Here is a 17,035-nt window from a genome sequence, read left to right on the forward strand (position 1 = left end):
CATAAACTTGCGCCATCCTCTCGCAACCTCATCACTCTACCGGGTGTTTCATGACCAAGGCCCTGCCCATTCTGTTGGGCACGCTACTGCTTGGTGCTTGCGCCAGCCAGGCACCGCATTCCAACTCAGCCGCATCGACTGCTGTGGCTCCAGCGCCTGTTGCTGCCGTGGCCGTTCCGGCGGATGACAATCTCAACGCCGTCGCCTGGACGCAGACCGCGCTGGAGCACGACCTGATCTATCAAGAGACCTTCCGTAGCGCGCAGTCGCAACTGCTTGCCGCGCTGAAAGACAAAAACTGGGACGCCCTGCCCGCCGAAGACCGCATCACGTCTTCCAAGCAACTCAAACCGGCGGTGATCCTGGACATCGACGAAACGGTGCTCGACAACTCGCCCTACCAGGCACGCCTGATCCGCAAAGGGGGCGAATTCAACGAGGCCGACTGGGCCGCCTGGTGCAAGGAGGAACGCGCGCGCGCACTGCCCGGCGCCGTGGCCTTTACCCAGTTTGCGGCCCGGCACGGCATCGCGGTGATCTACATTTCCAACCGTGCCCAGGACCTGGACGCGGCTACGCTCGATAACCTGCGCAAGGTTGGCCTGCCCGTTTCAGCACCCGACGCCTTCCTGGGGCTGGGCATTATCCTTCCGGGCTGCGACCAGGTCGGCACCGAGAAGAACTGCCGCCGCCAGCTGGTCAGCCAGCACTATCGGGTGCTGATGCAGTTCGGCGACCAGCTCGGCGATTTCGTCACCGTGCTCAGCAATACGCCCGCCGGCCGGGCCCAAGCCATGGCGCCCTACCAGGACTGGATCGGCAGCCGCTGGTTCGTACTCCCCAACCCCGCGTACGGCTCGTGGGAACCGGCCTTGTTCAACAATGAGTGGAGTACGCCACGCGCCCAACGCCGCCAGCAGGAGATTCAGGCACTGCGTGATAATTGATTTAAAATCAATAAATTAGCGAACACATCTTAAAGTGTTGCCTGAAGTAAAAAGGGGCCGTATCATGGGCTCGCCGACCCTGCTGACCTCCAATACTGCGGGCAAGGCCATTTCCCTTCCGGCGCTGCCGGCATGACCCTGCGAGGCCCGACCGCCCGCGGGGTTTTCTTTTGGGTAGGCTGGGATGGCAATCCCAGCATCGGGATGCTGGATAGAAAGCTGGGATTGGCATCCCAACCTACGCGCCGCGCGACCCGACCGCCCACAGGGTTTCCTTTTTGATGAAGTAAGATGCACCGCGCCCCGCCGTATGGCGCCGCCCTTGCCCTTGCCCCGGACGGCAAGCTTCCGTCCTCCCTTGCGAGAAATTTCATGCGTTTCCAAACACTTAGGCATTGCCTGCTGCTTCTGGCGCTGCTCGTGCTGGCCGCCTGTCACCAGAAAGAAGAAAACACCGCACAGCCCGGGGGAGCCACCCCGGAAGCCTCCGTGCAGCAATCCGTAGCGCTGATCAAGGCCGGCGACTTCGCCGGCTTCTGGAAACACGCCCTGCCCGCGGCGGATTACGCCAATCTGCGTGCCGACTGGACGCGCCCGCGTCCCGGCCAACGCCCCATCACCGACGAGGATCGCGCCCGCTTCGACCAGGCCGTCAAGCAGCTCACCGCACCCAATGCGGAAACCACGCTGTACGACCAGCTCAAGCCCAAGCTGACGCAGATGGAGCAGCAATATCACGACCAATTGCCGGTGATGATCGGCATCGGCCAGGCCATCCTTACCACCGGCATCGCCCAGAACAAGACGATGACCGAAAACCAGAAGCAGCAGATGCGCGACGTGCTCGACGTGCTGCGGCCCTGGGCGCAGCAGACGGCTTGGTTCGATCAGGACAAAGCCAAGCAGGCCGTGGGCGTGGTGGTGGCTAGCGCACGCAAGCTCGACCTCAAGAGCCCGGATCAGCTCCAGCACATGGATTTTGATACCGCGATGAACAAGTACAGCGTTGCCTTTCAGGGCATCAAGCAGCTGCTTGTGATCTACGGGCTTTCCATCGACGACACGCTTGGTTCGGTAAAAGTCAGCACCATCGGTATCGACCATGGCCTCGCGCACGTGAAGATCGACTACAGCTTGCTGGGCAAGCCGCTGAGCACCGACTCGCAACTGGAGCTGGTGGACGGCCGCTGGTACAGCAAGGACCTGATCGACAGCGAGCGTGCGCAGCACGAGCAACTCCTGCATCCGCCGGCGCCGGCAGCCAGCAGCACGGCACCCGCACCGGCCGGCAGCAGCTCCACCGGCGCCACGCTGGCGGCAAAGCCCTGAGCTTGCCGTCAGACCCACCGCATACACTATGCAGATGCCGACTATGACGACCGCGGACTCCAACTACCGCAGCCGCGCCCCCTGGTGGTTCAACCTCGCCGGGCACCTGCTCGAACCCTGGGTACGCCTGCGCCGCGATCCAGCCGAACCGGCCAGCCTGCTACAAGGCGAGGCCCCCGTTTGCTACGTGATCGAGCGTGATGGATTTTCCGACGCGCTGATCCTGGATCGCGCCTGCCGCGAAGCGGGCTTGCCCAGCCCAATGCAACCGCTGCCGTTCACGCGCCGGCGCCGCTCGGTATTTGCGCTGGCGCGCCGTGACGGCCCGTTGTTCGGGCGCAATCGCAAGCGTTCGCCGCAGGAACCGTTCGGTCAGCTGGTCCGTGCATTGGAAGGCTTTCCAGATCGCGACATCCAGATTGTGCCCGTATCCATCTATGTCGGACGCGCACCCACGCGCGAATCGGGCTGGTTCAGCGTACTGTTTTCGGAAAACTGGGTGGTCGTCGGCCGCTTCCGTCGCATGCTCGCAGTGCTGCTCAACGGACGCGATACGGTCGTGCACTTCTCCGCCCCCGTCTCGCTGCGCGCGGTCTTGAACGAAGAGGACGAACTGCGCCCTGAGCGCTTCGCACGCAAGATGGCCCGCGTGATGCGCACGCATTTCCGCCGCATTCGCGCCGCGGTGATCGGGCCGGACCTTTCGCACCGCCGCACCGTGGTCGATGCCGTGCTCAACGCCGAACCGGTGCGCGCCGCGATCACCTCCACCGCCGCCAAGGAAAACATCACTTACGCCAAATCGTGGGAACGCGCGCACAAGATGATGATGGAGATCGCGGCCGACTACTCCCACCCCGTGGTGCGTTCGGCCTCGTTCCTGCTGCGCAATTTCTGGAACAAGCTATACGACGGCATCACCATGCACCACTTCGACAAGGCGCGCGCCGCCGCGCCCGGCTACGAAGTGGTCTACGTACCCAGTCACCGCAGTCACGCGGACTATTTGCTGCTGTCCTACCAGTTGCACGCATCGGGTGTGGTGGTGCCGCACATTGCTGCCGGCGTGAATCTCAACTTGCCCTTGATCGGCCCGATCCTGCGTCGCGGCGGCGCCTTCTTCCTGCGCCGCAGCTTCAAGGGCAACGCGTTGTACTCGGTGGTGTTCAACGAATACGTAGCGCAGCTGATCGATCGCGGCGTACCGATGGAATACTTCATCGAAGGCGGGCGCTCGCGCACCGGCCGCTTGCTCGCGCCGCGCGCCGGCATGCTGGTGATGACCGTGCGCGCATTCCTGCGCGCGCCACGCCGCCCAGTGCTGTTCCAGCCAGTCTATATCGGCTACGAAAAGCTGATGGAAGGCAAGAGCTACATCGGCGAACTTTCCGGCAAGCCCAAGGAAAAGGAATCGCTGGCCGGACTGATCCGCGGCCTGGGCGTATTGCGTCAACGCTACGGCCACGTAGCACTGAACTTCGGCGAGCCGATCGAGCTGACACCGCTGCTCGATGCGGCCAGCAGCACCTGGCGCGAAACCACCGGCGACCCGAGCGCCAAGCCGGAGTGGCTGAACTCTGTCGTCGACCAGCTGGCAAAAAAAATCCAGGTCAACATCAACCGCGCAGCGGATGTGAATCCCATCAATCTGCTCGCGCTGGCACTGCTGTCCACGCCCAAGCATGCGATGGCGGAAAATGACCTGCTCGCGCAGTTGGATCTGCTCAAGGCCTTGCTCGAAGAGCTGCCGTATTCCGAGCGCATGACGCTTACGTCGCTGACGCCCGGCGCCATCATCGCCTATGGCGAGCAGATGAACTGGATCACGCGCGTGCGCCATCCGCTTGGCGACGTGCTGACTCTGGAAGGCGAGCAGGCGGTGTTGCTGAGCTACTTCCGCAACAACGTCCTGCACCTCACCGCCGCTGCCGCATGGGTTGCGTGCTGCTTCCTCAACAACCGCCGCATGTCGCGGGCTTCGGTGCTGCGCCTGGGCCGCATCATCTACCCCTTCATCCAGGGCGAACTGTTCCTGCCCTGGGACGCCGAGGGCTTCGGCGCGCAATTGCAGGCCACCATCGACTTCTTCGTACGCCGTGGCCTGCTGGAGGCCGTCGGCGAGGCGCGTGTGCTGGAACGCGGGCCTGGCCAGGACGATGGCGCCTATCGGCTGGGCGTGATCGCGCGCAGCCTGATCCAGGCCTTCGAGCGCTATTACATCACCATTGCAGCGCTCGCCAAGAACGGCCCGCACGCCATCACCGCCTCCGAACTGGAGAACGTCTGCACGCTCACCGCCCAGCGCCTGAGCCTGCTCAGCGAATCGCTGGCGCCGGAATTCTTCGACAAGGCGCTGTTCCGCGGCTTCATCCAGAAACTGCGCGAGCGCCGCGTGGTATGGACTGACGCCAACGGCAAGCTCGACTACGACAGCGCGCTGGAAGACATGGTGCGCGACGCCCGCGTGATCCTGGCTCGCGAGATGCGCCACGCCATTCTCAAGATCACCGGTAGCGAAGAAAAGGATTCGTCCCGCAACACAGCTGGAACGGAACCGGCATCGACCACATCGGAGCCATCGCCGGAATCAGCCCAGCCGCTGAACACCAGCGAAGAGCTGCACGAACGGCATGTGGCTGCCGAGCATCATGAGCATGAGCGGACTTCGGCGGACCGTCCCGAGGAATAGCCCTGCGCTGCGCACGAATGGCGACATCCGTGCGCAGCCGTTCCATTTGATCAGAAGCGATACCTTGCGCCGGCACTGAACACCGCCGCCTTCGTACCACCGCCTGCGACCTGCCCATCCAGGTTGACGAACCAAGACCAGCGATCGCCCAGCGTGGCATTCAAGCCCGCGCCGATCCAACCGCTGTTGCGCGGTGAATTCACGCCTTCCAGTTCAAACGTCGCGTTCGGTGCGCCGGCATATGCGGCCGTGAAACCCAGGTTTTGCCCGCTTAGCACGCGTTGATACAGGGCAAAGCCCTTCAGCGACAGCTGGCCGGTAGCCAAACGCCAGTTGTAGCCCAGGCGCGCACCGAGCTGCGCAAAACTCTGATTGAAGTCGTGACTTGACGCGCTGATGCCGAAGCCACCCGCGCCTTGTTCCGCGATGGCTCCCCGGCGCAGGTATTCATCGCCTGCGGAGACGAACGGCGTGGTCGTCCACGCATTCGACTTGGTGTCATAACCAAGCTCCAGATAGGCTGACGTCATCTTATCGTTGCGCGCACTGTTGATAGGCGCCGATACCGTGCCAAGCACGCCCCAGCGGCTGGTATCGGTATGAATCCAGTCTTCGCCGACCCGGCCCGACACATAGGCGTTGCCCGTGCCGTACTTGGCATACAGCATCACGCCGGTGCTACGTGACGTATTGTTGCCCCCTTGCATGCTGTAGTTGGAACTCAGGCGATTCCAATCCAGGGCAAGGCCAAGCGTGAAGCTATCCGCAAGCCTGACGTCATAGCCGGCGACAGAACCGCCGCCGCTGTAATGGCCAGTGGCGTAGCCAGTGCGCGCGATATCACCATCGGCGCCGGTGCCTTGGAACCATGCGCCCTGTCCCGCATGATCTTCACCCAGGTCGGCCAAACGATCCGCCACAGTGCGGTTGATAATGCCCGCCTGCTGCAAAGTAAGCTCCTGCGAAGATGCCAGCAACTGACCGGACAGGCTGTTGATCGATGCGGCAGCCTGCGCGAAGGAACTTACATGGAGAAAATCGCCGGCGGCATCAAGGAACGACTGATGCGACGAGGGATCTGTGGCGGCCCATTGGTTGGCCTGCACTAGCGCAGTTTGAATGTGTTGGGCGGTTTGCTGGGTGGTCGCCACGGCCGGCATCGATGCCTGTGCAACAGCTGAGATCGAAGCCTGGGTGAGACTTACGTCTACCTGTGTCGGGGTATAAGACAAAACGCCAGTGGTATAAACGCTGCCATTGACGAAGAGCGAACCGAATGTGTCCAATACGCCGCCGTTTGCCTGAAGTACCAAGTCCTGCGACTGCAGGGAGTAGCCGGAAGGTACGTCTACGAACAGCGTGGATTTATTGAGTGTCGCCGTACCCGAAATTTTCAACGGATAACCCAGTGTAATCTGCGTATCGCCGAATGGCCCAGCGACCACGGTGTAATTACCGTTGATTTGGAGCGCCAATGAGGCCTGCGTAGAAATCATTCCCCTGTTAAGGACATTGCCGTTGATCAGAACTCCTTCCAAAATTCCCTGCTGATTGACGACAACGTTAGAATTCAGCGTTCCATCGACCCAGAGTGTGCCACCATTAACCGCCGTTGCCCCGGCAGTGGTGCTGGTGTTGCTTTCTATCGCCAACGCTCCGCCATTCACGACAATGCCACCGATGGTGTTCTGTCCCGCCAGCGTGAGATTTCCCGCCCCATCGAGCTGAAGCGAACCGGTGCCAGCCATGTTATTTAAAAAGATGGCTGATTGATTGGCGGGAATATTGACGTCAAAGACCCCCCAATTGAGTTGACCAGGGCCATTTACAGCGGCCTGCGCATTCACCAACCCGTAGCCGTAGTAGTCAGGGCTACCCAGATTGGTGGCTGTACCCAACAGCGTTTGTTGCACATTGGATGCCGTGAAGAATGGGAATTTTTGCCAGACAAGCGCCGCCACGCCGCTAACCACAGCGGCCGAGTCCGACGTGCCATCGGACGCACCCGTTGCGAATGAGGTGTTCGGCGCAGGAGACACATATGTGTAACCAGGCGCCGCCAGACACCACGGCGCAGCAACACCACAGGCATTTGACTTTTCTATTGTGTCCAGACCCGTCACCTGGCCGTTGGAGTTCAGTGAAACGTTTACTACCGCCAGCCAGTTGTTTTGCAGGCTGGATTCGAAATAGGGCAACCCTGCCTCGATGCTTGGTTGTGACTTACCCTCGTTACCTCCGGCCCAAACCATTAACTGGCCATTGTTCGCCGTCGACGAATAGGCAGCATAATGCTGTGCAATCTGCGGATCGGCCGAGTTGACAGCAGTGATCGCGGTCGAGCTTCCGTAGGAATTGTTGATCAGTTTGACCCCTTGCGCATTCAGATCTGCAAGCGCTTGAGACCCCAGACTCATATTGAATTTGCCGCTGCTGTCGCCAACCCTCGCTATATACAGCGAAGACTGTGGCGCCACGCCACCATCGAATGGGCTGCCGCCCGAACCGCTGGCATTCGCCGTGCCACCGATGATTTGAGACATCATCGTGCCGTGGCCATCCGGGTCCTGCGGTGTCGTGTTGGTGGGATCGACGTAGTCCTTGAACCAGCTGATGCGATTGGCCAAGCCGGGGTTACTGGCTTGTGCGCCAGTGTCCAGGACACCGACTTTCACACCCTGGCCCTGATTGCCGGTGACGCTTTGTGCCGTGACCCACGCCAAGGGGACGTTCTCTGGATCCAGTTGCGCGCGCAAAGTCGAGTAGCCTTGAATGAGCGGCGTCGGGAGCGGCGTCGGGCTGCCGGTTAGCGTGGTGGGCGCGGGCCCGTAGGTCGGAGTGGGAGTCGGCGTGGGAGTCGGGGTCGGCGTGGGAGTCGGGGTCGGTGTGGGCGTCGGCGCAGGAGTCGGCGTCGGTGCGGGGGTCGGCACAGGCGTCTGCACCGGTCGCACATTGCCATTTCCGCCACCGCCACCACCACCGCCACAAGCGGTAAGGGAGGTGGTCAGCGCGATAGCAACGGAAAATGCCAGGACGTTATGGCGATTGAACAGACTCATGGATGCCGCTCCCTGTTAGAGGCAAATGCGTGCGCGGCCGGTGTGCCGTGCGCACGACTTTGGTGTCGAAAAAAATGAACGCCCCTACGTCAGCGATGAAGACGCTTACGTTGGCTGTCGGCTGAGGGGTCGATAGGCCGGTACGGTCGAGCGCGAATCGTCGCGATGAGCAAGTTGCTTGACGGTTGAACTGACATCGGTCCATCGACTCCCTGCAATGACATGGAGACAGAGACATGCCGTCGTCTGTCCTTCTTCCAGAAGCCATCCGCTCAAGAAGCATCCTTCATCACCGCCATGGACGCGACGGTGTCTGACCAGATACGTGCAATGATGGTAGTGCGCTGCTTTTCCCTTACGCGGCACAACGCTGCACGTTGGCCAGCCCCTGATTCGCGAGCAATGCTACGTTATTTCGTGCTCGACAGCACATGTCGATGGGCACAGCAAACGGCGTGTAGCCCCATCATTTCGCATGAATTTGCGATAACGTTTCCTGACACTCAGAGATGGCCGCTGCCTTCGCCCAGCACCTTGCCATTCACCGCGACGCCGTACAGCGAATAGGGCGTGTCGTGATAAGCCTTGCGCGTCTCCGCAACCGAGTTCTTGAAACGCGGATCCTGCGGCCGCTCGTGCGCATCCATGAAATACGCCACGTCCCACGCATCCTGGTCGGTGAGCGTATTGCCGCGCCCCAGCGGCATGTTGGCCTTGATGAAGCCTGCGGCATTGTCGAGCCGCTCCATGCCGGCGCCCCAATTGAAGGACTGCGCTCCCCATAGCGGCGGAAAGACGGTACGGCCTGCTACTTGCTGGCCTTGGCCGTTGTCGCTGTGGCAGAGCGCACAATCGCGTTTGAATACAGCTTCACCGCGCGCGTAATCGGGAGCTTGCGTCGGCTTGGGCAATTTCGCGTAGCCATGTCCGGGCGGCGCCACACCGATGGGTTCGCCTTTGGACATCCAGTACGCATACGCTTCCAGCGCGACCAGCACGTCGTCACCCAGCGGCGGAGCCTTGCCGTTCATGCTGTACTGAAAGCAGCCCTGCAGGCGTTCGGCAAAGGTATTCACCCGGTGGTTCTTGGCGCGATACGCCGGGTACATCGGATAGGCGCCCCACATCGGCGCACTGTGGGCAAGGCGGCCTGCATCCAGGTGGCAGTTTTCGCAGGTCAATGCGTTGCCGACATAAGCCTTGGCGTAGCGGCCGGTATCGCTGAAGATCAGTCGTCCCAACTCGATCTGCTTGCCGAAATCGTCGTTGGGCATCGAGGATTCCGCCGGCGGCTCGAAACGGGCAGCCACTTTCGGCGCCGATGCTGAGGTAGCGGGTGCATGTGGCGCAGGCAAAGCGGCCTGCGGCTCCGTACGATGACAAGCCGTAAGTGCAAGCACGGCCGTCAACAGTATCCATTGCGGCGACTTCATGGCTGCTGCTCCTTTGCCAACGTGGCAGGTTGCGCTGCATACCATGCACTGATCGCCGCGATGTCCGCATCATTCAACTTGCTGGCGATGCTTTGCATCAATTGCAGCGGATCGTTCCGTCGCGCCGCCTGCTGCCATGCGTGCAGTTGATTGCCCAGATAGAGTGCCGGCTGTCCAGCCAGCGGCGGAAAGTGATCGCCTACGCCGATGCCTGCTGGTCCATGGCATTGCTCGCATGCCGGAACACCTTTCGGCCAGCGCCCGCGAGTGGCCAGCGTTTGCGCAAGTTGCACGGAAGCAGCAGACGAGGCCGATGCCGGTGCGCCTGGCGGTATTGGCAACTTGCTGTAATACGCCGCTACCGCATCACGCTCCGCTTCACTCAATCCGCCTGCCACAGGCTGCATGGTGGCATTCGTGCGCGATCCATTGGCGAAATCATCCAGCTGCTTGCGCAAATACGCCTGCGGCAGTCCCGCCAGACGCGGAAAGCCGGCTGCCGCTTGTCCACCACCGTCGGCAGCGTGGCAAGCCATGCACGGCGCTACGCCATGACCGTTACCCCGCTGCACGATGCTTGCACCATCGGGGGTATCGGCAGATGCGCTACTTGCGATCAACGTGCAACACACAAACAAGGCGATAGCAAACAGCTTCATGGCTGCGCGGGCTGGAAGCCATATTTGTGGTAGATCGCCTGCGCCTCGGTGGAAGCCATGAACGCCAGGAAATCCTTGGCGGCCTGGGCATGCGGCGCATCCTTCATGCGTGCGGCGGTGTAAGTGGCCGTGACGTTCTGGCCCGCAGGTATCGCGATCGTTTCCACCGGACGGCGCAGGATCTGCTGCTGGAAATACGCCTCGGTCGACCATACCGGCGCCGCATCCGATTCGCCCCGCAAAACGCGTAGCGGCGATTCGCGATGATGGATGCGCGTGAGATAAGTGCTGCCGTCCTTCACTTTGTCTTGCATGATGCGGCGATCCAGGGCATCGCCGCCGGCCTTGCGATAGCTGGCTTCGATCTGCTTGGCGATGCCCTCCCACTGCGGATTGGGCATGCTCACCCGCACGTCGGCGCGGCCAAGGTCCTCAAGGCCTTCGATATGCTTGGGGTTGCCTTTTGCCACCATGATCGCCAGCGGATTGCGCGCGTAGTCGGTGGTTGCCGCAAACCAGGCGTGCTGTTTTTGCAGTTCGGCGATCGAGCCCTTGCCGTTGGTGAAGACGTCCGGTTTCAGTGCGATGCGCAGATTGCCCACGACCAGCGAGCCGCTTTCGATTTGCTTGGCGAGGATGCCTGGCGGCAAAGTTTCCACGAACACACGCTGGTACTGGGGATAGCGCTGCTTGAACGCCTCCACCAGATCGTGCACCACCATGAACTGGTTGCCGGCGAAGAACACCGTGAGCTGCGGGTCGACGATGTCACCATGCAAGTCGGCGATCGCATCGAACGGCGGCACCGCGAACGAAACCCCGCCGGTGGGCGGCGGATTCCACGGCGGCAGGTAGTCCGCCTGCGTGGCCTGCACCGCACTGCCGGCGGCAAACAACCAGCCTGCCAGCAACACCTGCCGGCAATGCTTCCATGTAGGCGACATGATCGGCTCCTAAGTTTACAGCGGCATCAGGGCGTAGCCCTGCTGCTCCAGTTCGGTGATGGTGGTCAATGCGGACAAGCTGAGCGTCACGTCCTTGGATGCCCATTCATTGGCGAAATGGTGCTCGGCCATCGCCTGGCCGCAAACGGCCACGTCAATGCCCGCCTTGCGCAATTGCGCGATCACCGGGAGATTGGGGTTGGCCACGCCGAACTGCGCCTTGTAGTGCTCATCGTCCAACACCAGCGGAGTAGCCGGGCCGTATGCCACCGCCACGAACTTCAGATGGTCCAAGGGCACACCCGCGGCAGCATAGAGGTTGACGGTACGCGCCACCCTCTCCAGGGCCGGATTGACCTCGCTCGGCTTGTCGCTGCCCTTGGTCAACCCGAACACCACTTTGTAGGTATTGGCAGGGTTGGGCTGATAGGCCGCCTTGGGTAAGGGGTGGTAGTTCCCGGCCGCGGTAATCACCTGTGCCGCCGTGCCTTGTGCGGCAGCGGTGGCGCAGCCCAGCAAACCCGTGATGCAAAACAGCGCGAGCGAAGACTTCATGGTCACTTTCCGCCGTGGAGATGGACGGCAAGGCTACGCCGGCCGCCGCGATCAGGCCACTTCATGTTGTCTATATGACATATAAGGTCGATTTATTCGCCTGGCGCATCCTGTACCATGCGCGCATGAGCGAGCAGTCCACTACCCATTTCGGCTTTCGTGACGTGCCGGTCGCGGATAAGCAAAAGCTGGTCGGCGAGGTGTTCACCTCGGTCGCCCGCAACTATGACCTGATGAACGACCTGATGTCGCTCGGCATCCACCGCGTGTGGAAGCGCTACTTTGTCAGCATCAGTGGCATCCGGCCGGGCGACCGCGTGCTGGACCTGGCGGGCGGCACCGGCGACATCGCCGCGCTGCTCAAGCCGGTGGTGGGCGACAAGGGTGATGTCATCGTGGGTGACATCAATGCAGCCATGCTTAACGTGGGCCGCGACCGCCTTACCGATCGCGGCCTGGTGTCGGGGTTGCGCTGGGTGCAGTCGAACGCCGAGGCACTGCCCTTCCCGGACCATAGCTTCGATGCGGTGACCATGGCCTTCGGCCTGCGCAACGTGACCGACAAAGACAAGGCGCTGGCCGATATCTGCCGCGTGCTCAAGCCCGGCGGCCGCGCCCTGGTGCTGGAATTTTCCAAGGTGCGCAGCGAACTGTTCGGCAAGCTTTACGATTTCCATTCCTTCCAGGTGCTGCCCAGGCTGGGCCGACTGTTCGCCGGCGACGCGGACAGCTACCAGTATCTGGCCGAGTCGATCCGCAAGCACCCGGACCAGGAAACGCTCAAGGGCATGATGGAAAACGCGGGCTTCGGGCGCGTCGAGGTGCGCAACCTCAGCAACGGAATCGTAGCGATCCATCGCGGCTACAAGTTTTGATCAAAAGCTAACGCCCACCAGCAGCATGTTTTCTCCGCGGTTGGGCATGTGCAGAAATCCATTGGAGCTGTGGCGCAAGCCGAGCATCCAATGTTCGCCCTGCCATCCCAGCGTGCTGGTGAACTCGTAGCTGGTGCTGAGCCCCTGCGTGCGGCCGGTATGCAGCGTCGGCTGGAAGCTGAAGAACAAGCGGCGGCACCACGCATCCGGCGCGCCGTATTGAAGACGCACGCCACCGGCAAGCATCCAGACGTGATCGCGGGTGGTATAGCGGGTATACCGAAAGCGGCTGATGTTGTCGCGACCATCGATCCAGCCCGCGGTGATGTCGGGTGCCCAGGTAAAGCTGCTGCCATCCACCGCATGCGCATCGAACACTGCCTCGGCAAACACGGCCGGCGTGCCATCGCTCCAGGTGAAATAGCCGCCCAGGAAACTTTCACCGCCCTCCAGGGAAAGACGCGGACCATCGGCCATGGCTGGAGCAGCCATGAGAGTCAATATCATCGCAGCCGCAAGACGACGGTAAGCGGGCATCAATGCCATGGGACACCTGCGTATTACGCCTGTCCGCCCACCAAGTGGCCCCTGCCCCACCCGCTCGGATGGTTGCTTGGCCGGCCTGCGCATGCACACGCGAAAGCCTGAACAGGATGGCCGCCACCCTACTTATTCACTCGTTCTGGAAAAGCGAAGATTTCGCCATGCCGCCCACAACGCGGGTGCTGGCAATGACCAGCGCCCGCGTAAATTCGCAATCAAGGCAAGCTTGCGGTAGCGGCAAACCTCAAGCCGCGCGCAGATCCTGCAGCAAAACGCCTTGACTCAGCGTCTCCTGCTCGTGATCGGAGTCACGCCAGGTTTCCTTGAGCGCGGCCTCATACCAGCGACGCATCGAAGGCAAAGCCAGCAGGTGCTGCACATAAGCACCGGCAAAGTCGTCGACGGGTAGCCGATAGCTCTGGATACGAAACGCTACCGGCGCATAGAAAGCGTCAACAGCCGTAAAAGCATTGCCGGCGAGAAAGGGCCCGCCGAAGCGCTGCAAGCCTTCGTTCCACAGTTCCTGCACGCGGGCAATATCGCGCGACAGATTCGGCCCTATCTCGTTCAGTTGCAATCGGATGCCGCAATTCATCGGGCAACGCGAGCGCAGCTCCTGCAAGCCCGAATGCATTTCCGCCGCGGCACTGCGTGCCCAGGCCCTCGCGCGTGCGTCAGAAGGCCAAACCTGCGGATGACTTTCCGCGACATATTCGGCGATCGACAGCGAATCCCATACCACCGTATCGCCGTTGTGCAGGCAAGGTACCTTTCCGGTGGGCGAAAACTCGCGAAAGGCGCTCCAGCTCGAAGAAGTTCCGCCCAGGAACGGCGCAAGCTTTTCTTCGAAGGGAATGCCCAGCTCGGTCAGCAGCACCCACGGCCGCAGCGACCAGGAGGAATAATTCTTGTTGGCAATGTAAAGCGTGTACATAAACCTCCTCGCATGGGTTGCGCAGATCTCAGCTATCCAGGATCAGCAAACTGCCGTAACTGCCTTCGCCGACGCTATGGGCAACACCCGGCGGCACAACGTAGATCTCGCCTGCGTTCACGCGCAAAACCTGCCCGGCGACATGCAGCACCATCTCGCCGTCCAACACCAACAATCCTTCGGCGTAATCATGGCACTCTTCCGGATAGGCGCCGGCGTCCATGCGTACCAGCTTGAGGTTGCCGCTGCCGAATCGGGCGACAAGCTTGGACGACCATGCGTTCGGCAACTGGCAGGCGGATTCGGCTAACCGGATAAGGCTCATGATTTGGGTCAGGCCTGCTTGCAGGATGGATCGATGGCGGTGGATGAAGCCTGCGCAGGTGCAACAGCTGCGCGACGGCGTGCGTTCGCCAAGGCCACGCCAGCGACGGTGATCGCACCACCCAGTAGCGTCAGCATCCCCGGCTTTTCGCCCAGCCAGACCCAGCCGATCAGCACGGCGATCGGCGGCGAAAAGTAGATGAAGCTGGTGACCTGCGACGCTGGCGCCCGCTTCAGCGCCGCGTTCCAGGTGAGATAGCCAACGAACGTCGGGGCGATGCCCAGCCACACCAATGCGGCGATATGTGACCAAGGCGCCGCCGCCAGCGCATGCGGCAGCCCCAGACCGAACGGCACCGCGCCCAGCGTGCCGGCCAGAAAACCGAAGGTGGTCACGCCGATCATGTCGTTGCGCGCGAACAGCGGCTTTTGGCCCACGAAGAACACCGCCGAAGCGAGCACGCTGATCAGCACCAGGGCGGCCATCGGCTGGAAGCGCACCTCCTTGCCACTGGTGAGCACCACCAGCACCACACCAAACAGCGCCACGCCCAAGCCCATCACGCTGCGCGCGCTGATGCGCTCGCCGATCCAGAACGCCGACAACGCGGCGGTTACCGCCGGCACCAGCGAAATCAGGATCGCCGCGGTACCGCTGGCGATGCGCGTTTCCGCATAGTTGAGGCACAGGTGATAAGCGGTAAGGCCAAATACGCCGAGCACCGCGAGCTGCAGCCAATCGCTGCGCCGAGGCAGCGCCGCGCGCCGCAGCCATAGCAAGGCCACGAAGCACAGCGAACCGATCGAAAGCCGTGCCAGCGCCACTTCGCCCGGCGTGAACGAAGCCAGCGCATACGCGATCGCCGCATAGGCAGACGACCAGGTGAGCAACGCAATGGCAATGTAGATGAGCGCACGCCCATCGAGGCGTTCGGTACTGGTCATAGGGTCGATCCCGACATGGGCAATAGTGAAAATCCTAGTCTTGGAGCGGTGGCTGATGAATAATGCATCTGAAGTCAGCCCCCATGTTTCGCCATCGATCGAACTATCAATTCCAGCCCATGACCTACGAATCGAAACCCGAGTGGGACACCAAGGATTGGCAACTGCTAGAAGCCCTACAGCACGATGCACGCATAGGCTACGCCGAGCTGGGCCGCAAGGTGCGGCTTTCCGCTCCGGCCGTAGCCGAGCGAGTCAAGCGCATGGAAGAGGCCGGCGTCATCTCCGGCTACCGCGCGGTGGTCGAACCCAAGCGCCTAGGCTTCGGCATCGAAGCGATGGTGCGCATACGCTGCGATGGCGGCACCTGCGCACGCATGGGCAAGCTCGTCACCGATATTCCGGAAGTGCTCGATTGCCGCCGCCTTGCCGGCGAGGATTCCGCGCTGCTGCGCGTGGTGGCCATGTCGATCACGCATCTTGAATCGGTGCTCGATCGCCTGTTGAAGATACACTCAAGTATCAGCACCACTACGCTGATTGTCCTGCAGACACCTCATGCGAACCGCCCGGTCACGCGAGCCATGTGGGATACGGCGCGCTCGCTTTCGGCAGACTGAGCGTATCTGGCGTGACGATCCCGGCGTTCCACGCGGCTTGCTGATGCCGGGATTGTCATCCCAGCCTACATGCTTCCAAGGACACTCTACCCATGCGCACGATGTATCCGGAGATCGAACCCTACCGCACTCATCACATCGCGGTAGACGATCGGCACACGCTTTACATCGAGGAGTGCGGCAACCCGCAGGGCTTGCCGGTGATATTTCTGCACGGCGGCCCCGGCGCAGGCCTGTCGCCTTACCACCGGCGCTTTTTCGATCCGCAACGCTATCGCATCGTGCTGTTCGACCAGCGCGGCGCGGGGCGCTCCACGCCATTCGCCGATCTCACCGACAACAGCACCTGGCACCTGGTCTCGGACATGGAAACCATCCGCGAGCAGATGGGTATCGAGCGCTGGGTGGTGTTCGGCGGCTCCTGGGGTTCTACCTTGGCGCTCGCTTACGCGCAAACGCATCCCGAGCGCGTACTTGGCCTGGTATTGCGCGGCATTTTCCTGTGCCATCCCGAGGAAGTCCGCTGGTATTACGAAGAAGGCGGCGCTTCGTGGATCCTGCCGGAAAAGTGGCAGCGCTACGCGGCGGCGATACCGCCCGAAGAACGCGGTCATATGCTGGAAGCGTATTGGAAGCGGCTGACCAGCGATGACCAGACCGTACGACTCGAAGCCGCCAAAGCCTGGGGTGCTTGGGAAGGTGGAGGCATTACGCTGGAGGAAAGTCCGGAAACCGAGGCGAGTTTTGCAGCGCCGGAAGTCGCGCTCAGCCTTGCACGCATCGAAGCGCACTATTTCCGCAACCACGGTTTTCTCGAACCGGGCCAGTTGCTGCGCGACGTGGCGAAACTGCGCCATATTCCCGCCACCATCGTGCATGGCCGCTACGACATCATCTGCCCGGTGAAAAATGCTTTCGATCTTGCCGCCGTCTGGCCCGACGCGGATTTTCACGTGGTAGTGGCCGGACACGCGGCAACCGAACCGGCGATTGTCGATGTGCTGGTGCAGGCAACGGACCAATTGGCCGATCGTTACTGCTGAAGGAAGCAAGCCACGGATATCCGGCGGCAATGGCTTTGGACATTCGACTATCCCGCGTCCGAAAACGCCCGGAAAGACTCGCACAGCGCCGGGGAACTGCCCTAACCAACCTCCGCCATGGGCCAAGCAAGGGGCG

General features: G+C 61.7%; 15 protein-coding genes. 6 read left to right on the plus strand and 9 right to left on the minus strand.

From position 1 onward, the window contains the following. The first annotated feature begins 50 nt into the window (after positions 1-50). From QQJ96_RS01205 to plsB, 3 genes are all read left to right on the plus strand, one after another. Positions 51-947, plus strand: a complete 897-nt coding sequence (locus tag QQJ96_RS01205; RefSeq protein ID WP_284330073.1) for a 5'-nucleotidase, lipoprotein e(P4) family — start codon at positions 51-53, stop codon at positions 945-947. Between the two features lie 372 nt (positions 948-1,319). Further along, positions 1,320-2,276 carry a hypothetical protein gene (locus QQJ96_RS01210; RefSeq protein WP_284330074.1) on the plus strand — a complete coding sequence of 319 codons (957 nt, stop codon included), beginning with the start codon at positions 1,320-1,322 and terminating at the stop codon, positions 2,274-2,276. 34 nt (positions 2,277-2,310) lie between these two features. Further along, positions 2,311-4,965 carry a glycerol-3-phosphate 1-O-acyltransferase PlsB gene (plsB, locus tag QQJ96_RS01215; RefSeq protein WP_284330118.1) on the plus strand — a complete coding sequence of 885 codons (2,655 nt, stop codon included), beginning with the start codon at positions 2,311-2,313 and terminating at the stop codon, positions 4,963-4,965. Positions 4,966-5,015: 50 nt separating this feature from the next. Here the strand turns inward: plsB and QQJ96_RS01220 are convergent, their stop codons facing one another. From QQJ96_RS01220 to QQJ96_RS01240, 5 genes are all read right to left on the minus strand, one after another. After that, positions 5,016-7,721, minus strand: coding sequence for a S8 family serine peptidase (locus tag QQJ96_RS01220; RefSeq protein ID WP_284330075.1), 2,706 nt, complete (start codon positions 7,719-7,721; stop codon positions 5,016-5,018). An 806-nt stretch (positions 7,722-8,527) separates the two neighbouring features. Next, positions 8,528-9,457, minus strand: a complete 930-nt coding sequence (locus QQJ96_RS01225; RefSeq protein ID WP_284330076.1) for a c-type cytochrome — start codon at positions 9,455-9,457, stop codon at positions 8,528-8,530. After that, a complete protein-coding gene (locus tag QQJ96_RS01230; protein ID WP_284330077.1) occupies positions 9,454-10,116 on the minus strand; it encodes a c-type cytochrome in 663 nt (220 codons plus the stop codon). The genes QQJ96_RS01225 and QQJ96_RS01230 overlap by 4 nt, the downstream gene beginning before the upstream one ends. Further along, the gene (locus tag QQJ96_RS01235) at positions 10,113-11,060 is read right to left on the minus strand and encodes a molybdate ABC transporter substrate-binding protein (protein ID WP_284330078.1); all 948 of its coding nucleotides are present in this window, start codon (positions 11,058-11,060) and stop codon (positions 10,113-10,115) included. Before QQJ96_RS01235 ends, QQJ96_RS01230 begins: the two co-directional genes overlap by 4 nt. 15 nt (positions 11,061-11,075) lie before the next feature. Next, positions 11,076-11,615, minus strand: a complete 540-nt coding sequence (locus QQJ96_RS01240) for a DsrE family protein (protein ID WP_284330079.1) — start codon at positions 11,613-11,615, stop codon at positions 11,076-11,078. A 125-nt stretch (positions 11,616-11,740) separates the two neighbouring features. On the opposite strand from QQJ96_RS01240, the gene ubiE reads away from it, so the two are divergent. After that, entirely contained in the window at positions 11,741-12,490 is a 750-nt protein-coding gene (gene ubiE, locus QQJ96_RS01245) for a bifunctional demethylmenaquinone methyltransferase/2-methoxy-6-polyprenyl-1,4-benzoquinol methylase UbiE (protein WP_284330119.1), read from the plus strand. On the opposite strand, the gene QQJ96_RS01250 is transcribed toward ubiE, so the two are convergent. From QQJ96_RS01250 to QQJ96_RS01265, 4 genes are all read right to left on the minus strand, one after another. After that, positions 12,491-12,982, minus strand: a complete 492-nt coding sequence (locus QQJ96_RS01250; protein ID WP_284330080.1) for an acyloxyacyl hydrolase — start codon at positions 12,980-12,982, stop codon at positions 12,491-12,493. A 295-nt stretch (positions 12,983-13,277) separates the two neighbouring features. Further along, positions 13,278-13,967, minus strand: a complete 690-nt coding sequence (locus QQJ96_RS01255) for a glutathione S-transferase family protein (protein ID WP_284330081.1) — start codon at positions 13,965-13,967, stop codon at positions 13,278-13,280. Between the two features lie 28 nt (positions 13,968-13,995). Further along, a complete protein-coding gene (locus tag QQJ96_RS01260) occupies positions 13,996-14,292 on the minus strand; it encodes a cupin domain-containing protein (protein ID WP_284330082.1) in 297 nt (98 codons plus the stop codon). An 8-nt stretch (positions 14,293-14,300) separates the two neighbouring features. Then, positions 14,301-15,236, minus strand: coding sequence for a DMT family transporter (locus tag QQJ96_RS01265; protein ID WP_284330083.1), 936 nt, complete (start codon positions 15,234-15,236; stop codon positions 14,301-14,303). Positions 15,237-15,319: 83 nt separating this feature from the next. Between QQJ96_RS01265 and QQJ96_RS01270 the strand changes: the two genes are divergently transcribed. Together QQJ96_RS01270 and pip are read left to right on the plus strand one after the other, a co-directional pair. After that, positions 15,320-15,856 carry an Lrp/AsnC family transcriptional regulator gene (locus QQJ96_RS01270; protein WP_284330084.1) on the plus strand — a complete coding sequence of 179 codons (537 nt, stop codon included), beginning with the start codon at positions 15,320-15,322 and terminating at the stop codon, positions 15,854-15,856. Between the two features lie 92 nt (positions 15,857-15,948). Further along, entirely contained in the window at positions 15,949-16,899 is a 951-nt protein-coding gene (gene pip / locus QQJ96_RS01275) for a prolyl aminopeptidase (protein WP_284330085.1), read from the plus strand. Positions 16,900-17,035 lie beyond the last annotated feature (136 nt).

The organism is Dyella flagellata, from assembly GCF_030160275.1.
GTDB classification, from domain to species: domain Bacteria; phylum Pseudomonadota; class Gammaproteobacteria; order Xanthomonadales; family Rhodanobacteraceae; genus Dyella_B; species Dyella_B flagellata.